17 protein-coding genes, 1 pseudogene and 1 other annotated feature are annotated in these 18,309 nt (G+C 49.1%); all 18 genes and pseudogenes read right to left on the bottom strand.

What is annotated here, in order from left to right; translation table 11 throughout:
* Positions 1–97 precede the first annotated feature (97 nt).
* A complete protein-coding gene (locus tag AQR02_RS30045; protein ID WP_054943966.1) occupies positions 98–349 on the bottom strand; it encodes a ribosomal L7Ae/L30e/S12e/Gadd45 family protein in 252 nt (83 codons plus the stop codon).
* A 183-nt stretch (positions 350–532) separates the two neighbouring features.
* Positions 533–4,144, bottom strand: coding sequence for a DNA-directed RNA polymerase subunit beta' (gene rpoC / locus AQR02_RS30040; protein ID WP_054943965.1), 3,612 nt, complete (start codon positions 4,142–4,144; stop codon positions 533–535).
* Positions 4,145–4,258: 114 nt separating this feature from the next.
* Positions 4,259–7,804: a DNA-directed RNA polymerase subunit beta gene (gene rpoB, locus AQR02_RS30035; RefSeq protein ID WP_054943964.1), complete on the bottom strand. Its 3,546-nt coding sequence runs from the start codon at positions 7,802–7,804 to the stop codon at positions 4,259–4,261.
* Positions 7,805–8,216: 412 nt separating this feature from the next.
* Entirely contained in the window at positions 8,217–8,822 is a 606-nt protein-coding gene (locus AQR02_RS30030; RefSeq protein WP_054943963.1) for a class I SAM-dependent methyltransferase, read from the bottom strand.
* A 124-nt stretch (positions 8,823–8,946) separates the two neighbouring features.
* Complete coding sequence (gene rplL / locus AQR02_RS30025; protein WP_054943962.1) at positions 8,947–9,306, bottom strand: 50S ribosomal protein L7/L12; 360 nt, start codon at positions 9,304–9,306, stop codon at positions 8,947–8,949.
* Between the two features lie 65 nt (positions 9,307–9,371).
* On the bottom strand, positions 9,372–9,875 hold the full coding sequence (gene rplJ, locus AQR02_RS30020; RefSeq protein ID WP_054943961.1) for a 50S ribosomal protein L10: 504 nt from the start codon (positions 9,873–9,875) through the stop codon (positions 9,372–9,374).
* A 64-nt stretch (positions 9,876–9,939) separates the two neighbouring features.
* Positions 9,940–10,094 (bottom strand) — a sequence feature (ribosomal protein L10 leader region).
* Positions 10,095–10,162: 68 nt separating this feature from the next.
* Positions 10,163–10,855, bottom strand: coding sequence for a 50S ribosomal protein L1 (gene rplA, locus AQR02_RS30015; RefSeq protein WP_054943960.1), 693 nt, complete (start codon positions 10,853–10,855; stop codon positions 10,163–10,165).
* An 81-nt stretch (positions 10,856–10,936) separates the two neighbouring features.
* Positions 10,937–11,362 carry a 50S ribosomal protein L11 gene (gene rplK / locus AQR02_RS30010; RefSeq protein WP_020427083.1) on the bottom strand — a complete coding sequence of 142 codons (426 nt, stop codon included), beginning with the start codon at positions 11,360–11,362 and terminating at the stop codon, positions 10,937–10,939.
* Between the two features lie 74 nt (positions 11,363–11,436).
* Positions 11,437–11,970, bottom strand: coding sequence for a transcription termination/antitermination protein NusG (nusG, locus tag AQR02_RS30005; protein ID WP_020427084.1), 534 nt, complete (start codon positions 11,968–11,970; stop codon positions 11,437–11,439).
* A 21-nt stretch (positions 11,971–11,991) separates the two neighbouring features.
* The gene (secE, locus tag AQR02_RS30000; RefSeq protein ID WP_054943959.1) at positions 11,992–12,183 is read right to left on the bottom strand and encodes a preprotein translocase subunit SecE; all 192 of its coding nucleotides are present in this window, start codon (positions 12,181–12,183) and stop codon (positions 11,992–11,994) included.
* A 20-nt stretch (positions 12,184–12,203) separates the two neighbouring features.
* Complete coding sequence (rpmG, locus tag AQR02_RS31720) at positions 12,204–12,353, bottom strand: 50S ribosomal protein L33 (RefSeq protein WP_074086515.1); 150 nt, start codon at positions 12,351–12,353, stop codon at positions 12,204–12,206.
* Positions 12,354–12,722: 369 nt separating this feature from the next.
* Positions 12,723–13,367 (bottom strand): RNA polymerase sporulation sigma factor SigH, encoded by a 645-nt coding sequence (sigH, locus tag AQR02_RS29995; RefSeq protein ID WP_019908203.1) that lies wholly within the window; start codon positions 13,365–13,367, stop codon positions 12,723–12,725.
* A 165-nt stretch (positions 13,368–13,532) separates the two neighbouring features.
* A complete protein-coding gene (locus AQR02_RS29990; protein WP_054943958.1) occupies positions 13,533–14,054 on the bottom strand; it encodes an NYN domain-containing protein in 522 nt (173 codons plus the stop codon).
* Positions 14,055–14,056: 2 nt separating this feature from the next.
* Positions 14,057–14,818 carry a 23S rRNA (guanosine(2251)-2'-O)-methyltransferase RlmB gene (gene rlmB, locus AQR02_RS29985; RefSeq protein WP_054943957.1) on the bottom strand — a complete coding sequence of 254 codons (762 nt, stop codon included), beginning with the start codon at positions 14,816–14,818 and terminating at the stop codon, positions 14,057–14,059.
* 32 nt (positions 14,819–14,850) lie between these two features.
* Entirely contained in the window at positions 14,851–15,288 is a 438-nt protein-coding gene (locus AQR02_RS29980) for a Mini-ribonuclease 3 (protein WP_054943956.1), read from the bottom strand.
* Positions 15,285–16,691 carry a cysteine--tRNA ligase gene (gene cysS, locus AQR02_RS29975; RefSeq protein ID WP_054943999.1) on the bottom strand — a complete coding sequence of 469 codons (1,407 nt, stop codon included), beginning with the start codon at positions 16,689–16,691 and terminating at the stop codon, positions 15,285–15,287. Before cysS ends, AQR02_RS29980 begins: the two co-directional genes overlap by 4 nt.
* 52 nt (positions 16,692–16,743) lie before the next feature.
* Positions 16,744–17,436 carry a serine O-acetyltransferase gene (cysE, locus tag AQR02_RS29970; RefSeq protein ID WP_054943998.1) on the bottom strand — a complete coding sequence of 231 codons (693 nt, stop codon included), beginning with the start codon at positions 17,434–17,436 and terminating at the stop codon, positions 16,744–16,746.
* Between the two features lie 496 nt (positions 17,437–17,932).
* Positions 17,933–18,309 (bottom strand): annotated as a pseudogene (locus AQR02_RS29965) (glutamate--tRNA ligase); the annotation flags it as partial.

The following is an 18,309-nucleotide window of genomic DNA, read 5'->3' as shown; positions in this document are numbered from 1 at the left end:
ACGAACATTAAGTCCACAGACCCAGGTGGTTCATAAAAAGACAAATGAAAAGTCTTTGCTGCCGAAGTGTACCCCCGGTACAAAAACGTTTCTCACGCTATTGTTTTAAGACGGCTGCCATAGCAGCACCAACTTCTATACCGCAAGCTTTGCCCAAATTCAGCATCGTGTCCACATAAGTGACCTCCACGCCTTGTTTGTCACAAAGCAAAACAATTCTGGAAGTAAGCCGTTGATCTCCGTCCTCTGCCACATAGACTTCTGCGGCTTGGCCCAACTCTACCGCCTTAACGGTTTGTTTGGTACCGATCTTGACCTGAGCATCCTGCAGTCCTCTATCATCAGTCATAATAAATCATTACCTCCAATGAACAAGAATCACAAGGCCACTCACGCACCTTAGACATATTAGCATTATCAGCAATTGATGTCAAGATAATCGGCAAAAGAAATTATTAATATTCACAGCATTCAGCCGCATCACGGACGATTAAGAGCCGTGATGCGGGATCTGCCTGCTATGATTATTTAATTATTCAGCCGGAACCGTCTCTAGAGCTTCTTGCTCGCTCTGTGCATTCGGATCGCTCAGCTTTACATTACGGTAGCGGTTCATCCCTGTACCTGCAGGGATCAGCTTACCGATGATAACATTTTCTTTCAATCCCAGTAGCTTATCGACTTTACCCTTGATTGCTGCATCGGTCAGGACACGTGTAGTTTCTTGGAAGGATGCCGCAGACAGGAAGGAGTCCGTCTCCAGGGATGCCTTGGTGATACCCAGCAGTACCGGTTTGGCCACCGCAGGTTCATTACCAGAAAGAATAGCTTCTTTGTTGGCTGCTTCATATTCATGAATGTCCGCAAAAGCTCCTGGCAGGAGATTGGTATCCCCGGCGTCGATAATACGGATTTTGCGAAGCATCTGCTTGATCATAACTTCAATGTGCTTATCATTGATTTCTACGCCCTGGTTACGGTATACACGCTGTACTTCTTGCAGAATGTAGTTCTGTACCCCACGGATCCCTTTGATACGCAGCATTTCTTTAGGGTCGATCGAACCGTCTGTCAGTTCATCCCCAGCTTCAATCTCCTGGCCTTCAGAGACACGCAGACGCGAACCATAAGTGATGGAATAAGTCTTGGACTCAGCTTCCCCTTGAACCTCGATTTCGCGGCGGTCTTTGGTTTCGCGGATTTCCTTGATTACCCCATCAATTTCACTGATTGTCGCCTGACCTTTAGGGTTACGGGCTTCAAACAACTCTTGGATACGCGGCAAACCTTGCGTGATGTCATCACCGGCAACACCCCCGGTATGGAACGTACGCATGGTAAGCTGGGTTCCCGGCTCACCGATGGATTGTGCGGCGATAATGCCGACAGCTTCACCGATTTCCACGAATTTACCTGTTGCCAGGTTACGTCCGTAGCATTTTTTGCAGACCCCGTGACGGGCACGGCAGCTCAGTACAGAGCGGATTTGCAGCTTGGTTACACCAGCGTTAACAATCTCTTCAGCTTTGTCGGAGTCAATCAGATCGTTGCGGTGAACGATGATTTCCTTCGTTTCCGGATGACGGACAGTTTCAAAGGAGTAACGGCCTTCAATACGGTCATACAGATCTTCGATAACTTCTTTACCATCCTGAATACGGCTAACCATAAATCCTTTATCAGTTCCGCAATCCTCTTCACGGACGATTACGTCTTGAGCCACGTCTACGAGACGGCGGGTCAGGTAACCGGAATCCGCAGTACGCAGCGCTGTATCGGCCAGACCTTTACGCGCTCCGTGGGTGGAGATAAAGTACTCGAGGACCGTCAGACCTTCACGGAAGTTCGCTTTGATCGGCAACTCGAAAATCCGGCCTGAAGGTGTTGCCATCAGTCCACGCATACCGCCCAGCTGGGTGATCTGCGATTTGTTACCACGCGCCTTGGAATCAACCATGAGCATGATAGAGTTGAAGCGGTCCATCGATTTCAGCAGGACATTGGTAAGATCATCCTTCGTCTTCGACCAGATTTCAATAACGCGGTCATACCGCTCGTCATTGGTAATCAGACCACGGCGATACTGGTTAGCAACCACATCGACCTTAGCTTCGGATTCTTTCAGAATAGTAGCCTTCTCTTCTGGCACGATAACGTCGGATACGGCAACAGTAACACCGGACCGTGTGGAATACGTGAAGCCGAGCTGCTTGATTCTATCCAGGATCATGGATGTCTTGGTTGTATGGTAAGTCTCGAAGCAGCGTGCAATGATCAGTCCCAGATATTCCTTACCTACGGCGCTTGCTTCCGGAGCATTCATGATAGCCTCGCGGATATCCGCACCTTTTTCGTAGATAAAGTATTTCTCAGGTGTACCTTGCAGCAGGTTCGTTTTGGTAGCTTCGTTGATGTAAGGGAAACTGCTCGGATAAATTTCGTTAAAGATAATTTTACCGACAGTTGTGATTAGCATTGCGCCTTGCTGCGCTTCCGTAAAGCTGGTCTTACCCAATGCTTTAACCGGAATAGCTACACGTGCGTGCAATCCCGCAGTTCCGCGCTGGTAAGCTGAAACAGCTTCGTTCACGGTACGCAGAATCATGCCTGTGCCCTTTTCTTCCTTGTTATCCATGGTCAGATAGAACGTACCAAGGACCATATCCTGGGAAGGAGTAACAACCGGCTTGCCGTCCTTAGGGTTAAGGATGTTACCGGATGCCAGCATCAGGAGACGTGCTTCAGCTTGAGCTTCAGCTGACAGAGGAACGTGCACCGCCATTTGGTCACCGTCAAAGTCGGCGTTGTAAGCCGTACATACGAGCGGGTGAAGACGGATAGCATGACCTTCTACCAGGATCGGTTCAAAGGCTTGAATACCGAGTCTGTGCAGCGTAGGGGCACGGTTCAGCAGAACCGGATGCTCTCTGATTACTTCTTCAAGTACATCCCATACTTCAGGACTTACACGCTCAACTTTACGTTTTGCGCTCTTGATGTTATGGGCAAGGCCTTTGTTAACCAGTTCTTTCATTACGAACGGTTTGAAGAGCTCCAGAGCCATTTTCTTCGGAAGTCCGCATTGGTACATCTTCAGATATGGTCCTACAACGATAACGGAACGTCCGGAGTAGTCAGCACGTTTACCGAGCAAGTTCTGACGGAAGCGTCCTTGTTTACCCTTCAGCATATGGCTGAGCGATTTAAGCGGACGGTTACCAGGACCTGTTTCAGGACGGCCACGGCGGCCGTTGTCGATCAGTGCATCGACAGCTTCCTGAAGCATCCGTTTTTCATTCTGCACGATAATATCAGGAGCACCCAGATCAAGCAGTCTTTTCAGACGGTTGTTCCGGTTAATTACACGGCGGTACAAGTCATTAAGGTCAGATGTAGCAAAACGGCCGCCATCCAGTTGAACCATTGGGCGAAGTTCCGGAGGGATTACCGGAAGTACATCCATGATCATCCAGTCAGGCTTGTTGCCGGAGTTGCGGAAGGCTTCAATGACTTCAAGACGTTTGATTGCCCGGTTGCGGCGTTGGCCTTGAGCCGTACGCAGCTCTTCCTTGAGGAATTCCAATTCTTTTTCGATGTCGATATCCTGGAGCAGCTTTTTAACTGCCTCAGCACCCATACCCGCCTGGAACCCGTAGCCGTATTTCTCACGGTAGCTGCGGTATTCTTTCTCGGACAGCAGCTGTTTCTTCTCCAGCGGTGTTTCACCCGGATCAGTTACAACATAAGATGCGAAGTAGATAATCTCTTCAAGCGATCTTGGGGACATGTCCAGAGCCAGACCCATACGGCTAGGAATACCCTTGAAGTACCAGATATGAGATACCGGAGCTGCCAGCTCAATATGGCCCATACGTTCGCGGCGGACTTTAGCGCGGGTAACTTCCACGCCGCAGCGGTCGCAGACAACGCCCTTATAACGGACGCGTTTGTATTTACCACAGTGACATTCCCAGTCTTTTTGCGGTCCAAAAATGCGCTCGCAGAAAAGGCCTTCTTTTTCCGGTTTCAACGTACGATAGTTAATGGTTTCCGGTTTTTTTACTTCTCCGCGGGACCAAGAACGAATTTTTTCCGGAGAAGCAAGCCCGATTTTCATAAATTCAAAATTGTTAACGTCCAACAAGGAGCAACCCTCCTTAACCTATATCCTGATTTAGTACCGGAGGCCCTCCCTTGATCGTCGGATCAAAAGAGGGCACGGTCCTTTTTAGATGAAATTTGTGTGTTTGCTTACCAACTACTCGATTCCGACTTCCGCGCCTTCCAAATTGAGGCTCAGCTTGTCGCCTGACGTCTCGTCTTCATCATCCAGTTCCTTCATCTCGATCTCCTGTTCGTCGCCGCTGAGGATTTTGACATCCATACCAAGCGACTGCAGTTCCTTGATGAGTACCTTGAACGATTCCGGAACACCCGGTTCTGGAACATTTTCGCCTTTGACAATGGATTCGTACGTTTTCACACGGCCGACCACATCATCGGACTTCACAGTCAAAATCTCTTGCAGTGTATATGCAGCACCGTAAGCTTCAAGCGCCCATACTTCCATCTCCCCGAAGCGCTGTCCGCCGAACTGGGCTTTACCGCCGAGTGGCTGCTGCGTAACGAGTGAGTAAGGTCCTGTGGAGCGGGCATGAATCTTATCATCAACCATGTGCGCCAGTTTGATCATGTGCATGACACCGACAGTAACTTCACGCTCGAAGCGCTCGCCTGTACGGCCATCATAGAGCACTGTCTTACCATTACGCTGCATGCCGGCTTCTTCCATTGTGTCAAACACGTCGTTCTCACGGGCTCCATCGAATACCGGAGTAGCTACGTGAATACCAAGCTGCAGTGCCGCCATACCAATATGAACCTCCAGCACCTGGCCGATGTTCATACGCGATGGTACGCCCAGCGGGTTCAGGACAACCTGTACCGGAGTACCGTCCGGAAGGAACGGCATATCTTCTTCTGGAAGGATACGGGCAACGACACCCTTGTTACCGTGACGTCCGGCCATCTTATCCCCCTCAGAGATCTTACGTTTCTGAGCGATATAGACACGAACCAGCTGATTCACGCCAGGAGGCAGCTCATCGCCGTTCTCACGGGTGAATACTTTAACGTCAACGATAATACCATCACTACCATGTGGAACACGAAGTGAGGTGTCGCGCACTTCACGTGCCTTCTCACCAAAGATTGCATGCAGCAGGCGTTCTTCAGCAGTCAGTTCCGTTACGCCCTTCGGAGTAACTTTACCAACCAGAATGTCGCCAGCGTTGATTTCCGCACCAATGCGGATGATGCCGCGCTCGTCAAGATTGCGCAGAGCTTCTTCGCCCACATTCGGAATATCACGCGTGATCTCTTCAGGTCCCAGCTTCGTGTCGCGGGCTTCGGATTCGTATTCCTCGATGTGAATCGAAGTGTATACATCTTCCTTAACCAGCTTCTCACTCAGCAGGATCGCATCCTCGTAGTTGTAACCTTCCCACGTCATGAACGCAACGACTACGTTGCGGCCCAGAGCCAATTCGCCCATTTCTGTGGAAGGACCGTCTGCCAGGATGTCACCTTTCTTAACAATGTCCCCTCTTTTTGCCAGCGGACGTTGGTTAATACAGGTACCTTGGTTCGAACGCATAAATTTGTGTAATTTATATTTAACGATATCGCCTTTAACTTCCTTGCCTTCGACAGCTTCAACACGGCGCAGCCAAATTTCATTGGCCGACGAACGTTCGATAATACCGTCATACTTGGAAACAATACATACGCCGGAATCCTTAGCGGATTTATGTTCCATGCCTGTGCCGACAAGCGGAGCCTTCGGAATCAGGAGCGGAACAGCCTGACGCTGCATGTTCGATCCCATCAGTGCGCGGTTGGAGTCATCGTTCTCAAGGAACGGAATGAGCGCCGTAGCGACCGATACAACCTGTTTTGGCGAAACGTCCATGTAGTCAACACGATTACTAGGCATTGTAGTAATGTTGTCTGAGTCCTTATTGTAACGAACGATAACCTGTTCTTCTTTGAAAGAACCATCTTCATCGATCAGTACATTCGCCTGGGCAACTACATAGTTATCTTCTTCATCCGCGGTCAGATAATCAATCTGTTCAGTAACCTTACCGGTCTTTGGATCCACCCAACGGTATGGAGCTTCGATAAAGCCATACTCATTGATGCGGGCAAAGGTGGACAAGGAGTTGATCAAACCGATGTTCGGGCCTTCCGGTGTTTCGATTGGACACATACGGCCATAGTGACTGTGATGTACGTCGCGGACTTCAAAGCCTGCGCGTTCACGGGTCAGACCGCCGGGTCCGAGTGCCGATAGACGGCGTTTGTGCGTAAGTTCAGCAAGCGGGTTCGTCTGGTCCATAAACTGGGACAGCTGCGAACTGCCGAAGAACTCTTTGATGGAGGCGATAACGGGACGTATGTTAATCAGTGCCTGCGGCGTAATCGCGTTGGCATCCTGAATCGACATTCTCTCGCGCACTACGCGCTCCATACGGGACAAACCAATACGGAATTGGTTCTGCAGCAATTCACCTACCGAACGCAGGCGGCGGTTACCCAAGTGGTCGATATCATCGGTGTTGCCGATACCGTGCAGCAAATTAATAAAGTAGCTGATTGAGGAGATAATATCAGCCTGGGTAATATGCTTGACCGACTTGTCGATGTTGCCGTTGGCAATCAGCTTGATAACCCGTCCTTCTTCAATCGGCGAGAAGACGTCGATAGTCTGCAGCGGGATGTCTTCGCTGTCCATAACTCCGCCTGTTACACGGTAGTTCTTAGCAGCAACGTTCTTTTCGAAGTAAGGGATCAGCTCATCAAGCAGACGGCGGTCAACCATTTGACCGGATTCCGCCAGGATTTCTCCTGTGGATTCATCAACCAATGGCTGAGCCAGTCGCTGATTGAACAGACGATTCTTGATGTGCAGTTTTTTGTTGATTTTGTAACGGCCAACGTTGGCCAGGTCATAGCGCTTCGGATCAAAGAAGCGTGCAACCAAAAGGCTCTTGGCATTGTCAAGGGTAGGAGGTTCACCCGGACGGAGTCGCTCGTAAATTTCGATAAGCGCTTTTTCCGTAGAGTCCGTGTTGTCTTTATCCAGCGTATTGCGAATATATTCATCATTACCAAGCAGTTCCAGAATTTCGGCATCACTACCGAAACCAAGAGCACGCAAAAGCACAGTAACCGGAATTTTACGTGTACGGTCGATACGGACATACATGATGTCCTTAGCATCCGTTTCAAGCTCCAGCCAGGCTCCGCGGTTTGGAATTACTGTGGCGGTGTAGGTTTTCTTGCCGTTCTTATCCACTTTCGTGCTGAAATAGACGCTTGGAGAGCGAACCAACTGGCTGACAATAACCCGTTCCGCACCATTGATAATAAAAGTGCCGGTCTCCGTCATCAGCGGGAAATCTCCCATGAACACTTCCTGCTCTTTGACCTCACCGGTCTCCTTATTAATGAGCCGTACCTTCACCCGCAGAGGAGCCGCATAAGTCACGTCCCGCTCTTTAGCGTCGTCAACCGTATATTTCGGTTCACCCAGGCTGTAATCAATGAACTCAAGCACCAAATTACCTGTGAAATCCTGGATCGGCGAGATGTCCTGGAACATTTCCCGCAATCCTTCCTCCAAAAACCAATCGTAAGATTTTTGTTGGATCTCGATCAGGTTCGGGACCTCGAGTACCTCGTTAATTCTCGCATAGCTCCGCCGAGTGCGTCGACCATACTGAACAAGATGTCCTGCCAACTTTACTCACCCCTCATGTCTACTCACTTAAAAATTGATTGCGAACCCTTGTTTGGACCCGTATAATGGAACCATAACATAAGGATTCGACCATAAATAAAGAAAAGCCCTTATCGAAATCTTCGAAAAAAGAGCGCATCTATCCATGGCCAAAATACTCCTTATCCAGTAGATTTGCCCAAAACGTACGTATTATACGTCACCAAGCAACAGTTTATGCGCTATTACCTATTATCCCGGCGACCTTCGCCGTGACAGTAACATAGACAACGGAATTCGCACAAACTTGCCGAACGGCTTGCGCTTGCCGGCGACAATATATCACTTGACATTTCAGCAAACTAAAGACATGGAGCCTATCTTAATACTGACATTTTATAATAATAACACTATCCGGAGCACATGTCAATGACTAATCCACTGTTTTCTGTGCCCGAATAATGCGATAGCCTTTGTCTTTCCCCACTTCTTCCACAACCGAAAACAAGCTTTCCAGTTTAGCCACCGCTGAAGGTGCGCCCTGCTTCTTCTGAATAACAATCCACAGTGTTCCGCCCTCATTCAAATGCTCATACGCCTGTTCAAAAATTTGATGTACTACAGCTTTACCTGCACGGATCGGAGGATTGGTGAGAATCACATCGAACTTCTGCCCCTGCACCGCGGCCAGTACATCACTTTCCATAACAGTAACATTACGAATTCCGTTATTCTGGGCGTTCTCCCGGGCAAGCTGGGCCGCACGAGCATTGATATCAATCATTGTGACATGTCCTTTGGGAGCAAGAACCGCCGCGCTGATCCCAATGGGGCCATATCCGCAGCCTACATCCAGTACTGCCGAACCATCCGGAATTTCCATCGCTTCAATCAGAACACGGCTTCCGTGATCGATATCCCCTTTTGAAAAAACACCGGCGTCGCTGGTAAAGCGGAGGCTTTTCCCTCTTAGCACCGTATCGATTGTCCGTCTGTCATGACGCACTTCGGGCTGCTGCGAGTAATAATGCTGCGACATAGAATCCTCCCTTTTCCTTTAAGTGAAGGTGTGTTTATAGAGCAACCCCCTTGAACAAGTTCAAGGGGGTTGCTAGAACCGAAAAGAACTTCTTCCTTCCGGGGCATTACTTTATGGAAGCGAATTACTTCACTTCTACAGCTGCGCCTGCTTCTTCCAATTTTGCTTTGGTAGCTTCGGCTTCTTCTTTGCTTACTTTTTCTTTGATTGCTTTTGGAGCGTTGTCTACGAGGTCTTTAGCTTCTTTCAAGCCCAGGCCTGTGATTTCGCGAACGATCTTGATAACGTTGATCTTGGAAGCGCCAGCGCTTGTCAAGATTACGTCGAACTCGGATTGTTCTTCTTCTACTGCTGCTACTGCGCCGCCAGCTGCTACTGGAGCTGCTGCAGTTACGCCGAATTCTTCTTCGATTGCTTTAACCAGGTCGTTCAGTTCCAATACGCTCATGCCTTTAATTTCTTCCAAAATTGTTTCTTTGCTCATGATTGAACCTCCATTTTATATTTAAATTTATTTGTGGTAATGATTATGATACTAGAATCAAAGGCTTACGCGCTTTGTTCTTCCTTCTCAGCAACAGCCTTAACTGCAAGCGCGAAGTTGCGGATTGGAGCTTGAAGCACGCTAAGCAGCATGGAGAGCAAACCATCGCGGGATGGCAGTTCAGCCAGTGCCTTCAGTTGGTCCGCATCGATAACTTTGCCTTCTACAACGCCGCCTTTCAGTTTCAGAGCGTCGTTCTTCTTAGCGAAGTCGTTCAAGATTTTGGCTGCTACTACCGCATCAGTTTCACTGAACGCGATTGCTGTAGGACCAGTCAGGACAGCGTCCAGATCAGTCAATTCAGCCGCAGCAGTTGCGCGGCGAACCAATGTGTTCTTCAGGACTTGAAAATCAACGCCAGCTTCACGCAGCTGCTTGCGCAGTTCAGTCACTTGGGAAACGTTCAATCCGCGGTAGTCCGCAACAACAGTAGAAATACTGTTCTGCAGTTTGCCGGTTACAACATCCACCGCATCCTGTTTAGCTTGGATTACTTTTGCATTTGCCAATTGTATACACCTCCTGGAAATTTATGTGACGGCGTCTCTTCCGAAAAATCCCCGCCGTTCCTACGCAGGCATTAGAAAAGCCTCCGCAGATTCACGAAGGCTTGATAAAAGGAAAGTTACTCAGGCAAGCGCCTAGCACTTCTTATTTCTATCACAACACCTCGGTAGGAAATTAAGCCTTGCGGCACCTACTGTCTACGGTAAGCATATTCAAGTTCAAGAATGATCACCTTAATGTTCACAACTGTTACAGAATATCAAAGATGACTCTCAGAGTCAACCTTTATTTATCTGAATGCAGCTGCGTTCACGCGAGCGCTTGGTCCCATAGTGGACGAAATTGCGATGCCTTTAAGGTATACACCTTTAGCAGCAGCTGGTTTCGCACGGTTCAAAGCGTCGATGAGGGCTTTAAGGTTTTCGTTCAATTGTTCAGGAGCAAAGGACACTTTGCCGATAGGCGCGTGAATTTGACCTGCTTTATCGAGACGGTATTCGATTTTACCGGCTTTGATTTCTTGCACAGCCTTGGTAACGTCGAAAGTAACTGTACCGGCTTTAGGGTTAGGCATAAGGCCTTTACCACCGAGCAAACGGCCGAGTTTACCGACTTCACTCATCATATCAGGTGTAGCTACGCAGACGTCGAATTCAAACCAGCCCTGTTGGATCTTGTTGATCATATCCTGATCGCCTACAAAGTCCGCGCCAGCAGCTTCCGCTTCTTTCGCTTTTTCACCTTTTGCAAATACAAGCACGCGTTGTGTTTTGCCTGTGCCGTGAGGCAGGACAACAACACCACGAACAGCTTGGTCTTGTTTACGCGGGTCTACACCCAGACGAACTGCTGCTTCAACGGTTTCGTCGAATTTGGCAGTTGCCGCCTTTTTCACAAGCTCTACAGCTTCTGAAGGCTCGTAAGTTGCTTCGCTGTTAATCAGCTTAGCAGATTCTTGGTATTTCTTACCATGTTTTGCCATGAAAATGTTCCTCCTTTGTGGTGTTAGCGGAAATTCCTCCCACATATTGCGGTCATGAATGACCGTTTCATCGAATACTTATTAGTCTTCGATAGTGATACCCATACTGCGGGCAGTACCTTCAACCATACGCATTGCAGCTTCGATAGATGCAGCGTTCAGATCGGGCATTTTTGTTTCGGCGATTTCACGAACCGCTGCGCGGCCGAGTTTCGCTACTTTTTTCTTGTTTGGTTCACCGGATCCTTTTTCTACTTTAGCAGCAATGCGAAGCAGAACGGCAGCCGGAGGAGTTTTAGTGATGAAAGTAAAGGAACGGTCTTCAAACACTGTAATTTCAACCGGGATGATCAGGCCAGCCTGGTCAGCTGTACGAGCGTTGAATTCCTTACAGAATGCCATGATGTTGACACCTGCTTGACCTAACGCCGGACCTACTGGAGGCGCTGGATTCGCTTTCCCTGCAGGAATCTGCAGTTTCACCATTTTAATAACTTTTTTAGCCATGAGTGACACCTCCTTGCAAAAATAGTGGTATTCGAATGCTTATTGCATTCTCCCACAAGAAACCCTTGCTACTGTTATATTTTCTCCACTTGAGTGAAATCCAACTCCAGCGGGGTTTCCCGTCCAAACATGTTGACATGCACTTTGATCTTGCTCTTATCAGCCAAAATTTCTTCCACGGAGCCCACAAAATTCGCAAAGGGACCAACCATAATACGTACGGATTCCTTAATTTCGAAATCAATCTTCGCTTTAGGTTCAACCATGCCCATATGCTTCAGAATTTGTTCAACCTCTTCCGGAAGCAAAGCGGTAGGCTTGGACCCGGAACCTGTCGAACCAACAAAACCGGTAACGCCCGGCGTATTGCGGACAACATACCATGAATCATCAGTCTGAACCATTTCAACCAAAACGTAACCAGGGTAAACTTTACGCATGACGGTTTTTTTCTTACCGTCCTTGTTTACCAGTTCTTCTTCCATAGGAACAAGAACACGGAATATTTTGTCTTCCATGCCCATGGACTCAACGCGTTTTTCCAAATTGGCCTTAACCTTATTCTCATACCCGGAATAGGTATGAACAACATACCATCTTTTTTCCATACCAAGCCACCTGGGACCTCTCTAAATAATCCTTTCGATCACAGCGGAAATACCGATGTCCAGAACCCAGAAGTAAACAGCAACAACAACAATTGTGCCAAGAACGATCAACGAATAGTTTTTCAGTTCTTTACGACTAGGCCAGCGAACTTTTTTGAGTTCACTCCAGCTCTCAGTGAAAAAGGAAAACAAAGACTTGAAACTACGTTTCACGCCGACTACACCTCCAAAGACTATCTGGTTTCGCGATGAGGAGTTTGCTCGTTACAGAACTTGCAAAATTTCTTCATCTCCAAGCGGTCGGGGTGATTTCGCTTGTTTTTGGTTGTCGCATAGTTTCTTTGTTTGCAACTTGTACAAGCCAAAGTGATAATTACCCGCATGATGTGCACCTCCCGAAGACGTCCTTCTAATTATCAAATTAGAAGACGCAAATATTGATCCTAAAAAAAACCCGCGAATTTAGGCCTACCTAAAACACTTTAGCATAATGTCAACGTCTGTGTCAACGAAAGATTTGCCCATCCGCACCGGGTAATTTCGGGTTCTGTAGTCGTGTGCTGCACGTTGTCTTTGGTTCTGCCTTTTTGCCCGTTGCACGCTGTCTTTCTCTATCATTATGGAGCATTCCGACTGTGTATAAACCTGTCCTTACCAACTAGCGACTGAAATCCCGGATCATTATGATACAGAAATTTCCAAAACACTAAAAAAAGACTCGATGTCCGAGCCTTTCAAGTAGTAGTATATCATTAATTGTCACGCACTTCCAGATATCTTTCCAATTTGCGTTTAACACGTTGCAATGCATTGTCGATCGACTTCACATGCCGCTTCAAATCTTCTGCAATCTCCTGATAGGATCTTCCATCCAGGTAGAGCATCAGAACCTTGCGTTCGAGGTCGCTCAGAATCTCCGCCATCTTATCTTCCAGTCCGATAAATTCTTCCTGGTTAATAATCAGTTCTTCGGGATCCAGCACCTGTGTACCGCAGATCACATCCATCAGTGTCCGGTCCGAGTCTTCATCATAGATAGGCTTGTCCAAAGATACATAGGAATTAAGCGGAATATGCTTCTGACGGGTAGCCGTCTTAATAGCAGTTATAATCTGACGGGTAATGCAGAGCTCTGCAAACGCTTTGAAGGAAGAGAGCTTGTCACCTTTGAAGTCACGAATCGCCTTATACAGGCCAATCATGCCTTCCTGTACGATATCTTCCCGGTCCGCTCCAATCAGAAAATATGAACGGGCCTTAGCGCGTACAAAATTACGGTACTTGTTAATTAAATGTTCCAATGCGCCACTGTCGCCACCACGGAAGATCTCGACAATTTCTTCATCACTTATGAAATCATACTCGGACAGCATTATTTCCTTGAGGTCGACACTCACCAAGAATCCCCCCGGCTGCAACGCAAGACACATCGTTACTTCGCTAAAATATAGGAACAGTATATATTATGTTACCTTATACCGTCAACCGATTATTGACCAAAAACAATCTTCAATAGCATTTTATGGCATTTCGCCAATGCTTCTTGAATATTCATAGGTTTTTCATTGCCGGCGCCAGTCTTCAAGACGTCTACGCATTTCCGGAGGAAGCTTTTCTTCCAGGGAATGGCGCTTCGAGCGGATGATCTCGGGTTCGATCGCTTTTTTAACCTGTTTTTGATTTTCTTCAATTTCAAGCTTCAGCTCTCTGGCGGAAATCCTTAGCGCCCCTTGGGCAAATATTACATGCTGTTCCACAAAATCGCTTGTTGCCACATAAATCTGCCTGCGGCGGTGGCTGAACTCTCCCACTAGCCGCTCGATGCATTCGTCTGCAGTTTCTTTTTCCTTGGTGAAAACCACCTGGACTTTCCCCTGCACAAACGAACGGCCAAGCCCCGGAACACGGTAAGCATCGAATACGGCGATAACGCGCCGCCCCGTGAATGCCTGATAATCGGCCAGCATATCCAGCAGCCGGTCGCGAGCGCCCTGCATGCCGGTCAGCGATAGCGCAGCGAGTTCCGGCCAGCCGCCGATCATATTGTATCCATCCACAAGCAGCACATCGCGCCAGTCAGCCATAACTATCCCTGCTGATGCCGGCGGCGCAGCACCTCATACATAATTACCCCGGCGGCGACGGATGCATTCAAAGAATTTATCTTGCCGGCCATTGGCAGCTTCAGCAAGATGTCGCATTTTTCGCGGATTAACCGGCCGATCCCTTTATTCTCATTGCCGATCACAACAGCTACCGGTCCTGTGAAAATATCCGATTCGTACAAATTCTGATCGGTGGCAACATCAGTACCGACTACCCAAACACCAAGTTCCTTAAGCCGGTCTATCGTTTGACCCAGGTTGGTGACCCGTGCTACCGGAACATATTCTACTGCACCGGCTGATGTTTTGGAAACAGTAGCCGTAATCTGCGCTGACCGCCGCTTCGGTACAATTACACCATGAACTCCTGTGCAGTCTGCGGTACGCAGAATGGAACCCAGATTATGCGGATCTTCAATTTCATCCAACAGGATAAGAAACGGAGGTTCCCCTTTTGCCTCTGCAGCAGCCAGAATATCTGCAACCTCGGCATACGCGAATGGTGCCGCTTGTGCAACTACCCCCTGATGCTGCACTCCCGGTGCAAGCTGATCGAGCTTCCGTTTGTCAACATGCTGGATCACGATCCCCGCTTTGCGCGCTTCGGCAATAATCGGCGCGGTTAAATGCTTCTGGGCAGTTTCAGCGATCCAGATCTTGTTCAGCGTGCGGCCGGCACGAAGTGCTTCAAGCACCGAATGCTTACCAGCCAGTATTTCCTCTTCTGTCTTTAATTCTTCCATGTTCATGCCTCCTGTTCTATCAGCTCGCGGCCTCACTTAGGCCGGTTCATCATATACTCAATACTGCTGTGGACGAGTTCTTGGATTCTTGCCTGCTGCCCCGTGTAATAGAGGTGGCCGATCAGACATTCAAACGCAGTGGCATGGCGGTATTCCAGCACATCCGCATTTTTGGGGACTGTACCCGATTTGGCATTGCGCCCCTGACGGGCAATATCCTTCTCCTCGTCAGTAAGCATAGGCTCAAGATAGGCCAGAATCGTACTCTGCGCTTTGGCGGAGACCAGCCCCGTAGCTGTCCGGTGCAAATGATTCGGCCGAAGATTGGGCAGTGAAATCAGATACTGGCGCACAGCCACCTCATAAATAGCATCCCCCGCATAGGCAAGCACAATCGGTGAGAGCAGCCGGGCCGGCTTGGATGGCTCATATGGAAACCAGGCTTCGTTTACTTTGAATTCACCGCTCATTTCCGCCGCCACCGCATTCCCTGCGGAGTATCTTCCAGAAGGATACCCAGGCTGTTCAACTCGTCCCGGATCTCATCGGAGCGGCTCCAATTCTTATTCTTGCGGGCCTCTGCCCGCTCCGCGATAAGACGTTCGACTTCCTCACTCGCAACCTCAGCCTCAAGCTCAGGGGTCAGACGCAGCACAGCATTCATCTCCGCAAAGGTATTCAGCAACGCCGCAAAATCTGCGGATGAAGCGTCAGTCTTAGCAAGGGTCTGATTGGCAAGGCTAACCCAGTCAAATACTGCCGTAATCGCATCAGGTGTATTGAAATCATCCTGCATTCTGGCATGGAAATTGCTTAAGATCGCTGTCAGACGTTCTGCAACAGCGCTACTCGCCGCTTCACCGGTACCTTCTGGGTTAAGCTCAAGCCGATGTTTTACATTGCTCTCTGCGAGCGCGATCCGCTCAGCACTCTTCTCGGCGGACAGCAGCGCCTCCTCCGTGAAGTTTAGCTGATTGCGGTAATGGCTGGAGAGCATGAAATACCGGATAGTCCCCGCTTTAAAGCGTGCACGGATATCCTTTACAAGCAGGCCGTTCCCCAGAGATTTCGACATTTTCTCGTCACCGATATTCAGAAACGCGTTATGCATCCAATAATTCGACAGCGGCGCACCTGTCAGGGCTTCTGTCTGTGCACATTCACATTCATGGTGCGGGAACTTTAGATCCTCTCCGCCGCCATGGATGTCGATAGTCTTACCCAAATATTCGCGCACCATCGCCGAGCACTCAATATGCCAGCCGGGACGTCCCTCTCCCCAAGGGCTGGCCCAGTGTACCTCACCCGGTTTGGCTGCCTTCCAGAGCACAAAATCCTCCTGGTTTTCCTTGCGGGAATCTACCTCGACACGGATGCCGAAGCGCAGCTCCTCCAGGTTCTGGCGGGACAGCTTGCCGTAATCGGCAAACTTACCGGTACGGTAATACACATCCCCTCCGTTCTCATAGGCATATCCCTTCTCTTCCAGCTCCTTGATGAACTCGATAATCTTATCCATACTCTCCGTCACCCGCGGATTCATCGTGGCCGGCTTTACGCCAAGCCCGATCAGATCCTCCTGGTAGGCAGCAATGAACATTTCCGCAACCTCAGCTACAGTGATATTCATTTCTTCTGCTTTACGGATCATTTTGTCATCCACATCGGTGAAGTTCGTCAGATAGCTGACCTCATTGCCGAGTGCTTCCAGGTAGTTGCGGACCATATCAAATACGATAACCGGTCTCGCATTACCGATATGCATATAGCCGTAAACGGTTGGTCCGCATACGTACATTTTCACCTTGCCTGGCTCCTGAGGCACGAATACTTCCTTAGCGCGTGCCATAGTGTTGTAAATTTGCAAAGACATGCTGTTCCCAATCCTTTCTGTTGTCCCCGGATTCTTTCGAGTACCGGTAAGCTTAAATTTCATAATCGCCGATGTACTGCTGGCTTTCCAGCCGCCGCTGCTCTGCCTTTTGCTTGTCTTCATTGCCTAGCTGCTCGCGGATTTCCTCAATCTCTTTTTGCAGAAAGCGCAGGGAATCTACCAGCGGATCCGGCATTTTGGTATGATCCAGCCGGTCCGATACCCGCTCCCCGTTGCGTTTGACTACACGGCCGGGATTACCGACTACTGTACTGTTATTCGGTACTTCACGCAGTACGACCGCATTGGAGCCGATATTGGAATTATCGCCGATCCGGAACGATCCCAGTACTTTGGCGCCTGAACCTATTACCACATTATTCCCTACCGTCGGATGGCGTTTGCCTTTTTCCTTCCCGGTTCCGCCAAGGGTCACTCCCTGATAGATGATGACATCATCACCGATTTCACAGGTTTCGCCGATGACAATCCCCATCCCGTGGTCGATAAATAATCTGTTGCCGATCCTGGCGCCGGGATGGATTTCCACACCGGTCATGAATCTGCTGATTTGGGAGACGATCCTCGCCAGCGTAAACCATCGGCGTGTGTAAAGGGAGTGGGCTATTCTGTGAGCCCATATCGCGTGAAGTCCGGCATAGGTGAAAACAACCTCGAATCTGCTGCGGGCTGCGGGATCGTTGTCGAATACAGCCCGGATGTCCGACTTGATATGCTTAAACATCACGTTTCCCCTCTTCTTCACTTCCCCGCCTCCTGTTTACAGGTGCGCCAAGGGAAGGTATTGTCCAGCCCACTTTCTAATTCCTTCACTTACATATGCCGTGTATAAATTATAATTCCAACAAAAAACGCCTCTGCAGCATAAAGCTGCAGAGGCGTGTAACCGCGGTTCCACTCTGCTTGGATAATGCGTCATCGCCGTAATCCTGTTCCGGCCTGCGATTGCACTCATCCCTCTTGGCGTTAATAACGGCAACGTCCCGGCACGGCCTAACGCTCCCGGACGGGGGCGCTCAGCCGCACAGCTCACAGGCGCATGTTCCGCGCCGGACAAATGAATAACTCCCAGCCTGGAAGAAAGATTTCCTCCGCGGTTATTCTCTCTGGCAATTGTCCTTTGATACGCGTACTTTTCCTGATCACAGCTATTATAATATTCTTCTATCTTAGCGAAAAGATAATGGACTGACAAGGGTTAGACAGCAGCCTTTGGTGTCTTAAGCCCCTTTAATTTGAGATTTCAGACGTTCGATAACCAGATTGCGCCCCAAAAGGGCAATGGTCACGTTAAGATCACGGCCGTGTGTCTGGCCGGTCAGGGCGACACGAATCGGCATAAACAGCCCTTTACCCTTATGGCCTGTTTCCTTCTGCACTTCTTTGATCAGCACAGCCATATTGCTTGCCGTGAAGTCTTCTGTGCTCTCCACCTTAGCCAAAAATGCAGACAGCACCTCCGGAACCTGGGGTTCTGCAAGCACCTGTGCCGCTTCTGTCTCCAGCTCCAAATGGCTCCGGAAGAACAGCTCAGACAGTCCTACGATATCCGAAGCCGCAGTTAACTGCTCCTGGTACAGCGCAACAAGGCTTTCCG

It is taken from the genome of Paenibacillus ihuae, assembly GCF_001368795.1.
Taxonomy (GTDB): domain Bacteria; phylum Bacillota; class Bacilli; order Paenibacillales; family Paenibacillaceae; genus Paenibacillus_AQ; species Paenibacillus_AQ ihuae.
The sequence above is the reverse complement of the archived record's forward strand: the minus strand, read 5'-3'. Positions and strand labels throughout refer to the sequence as shown.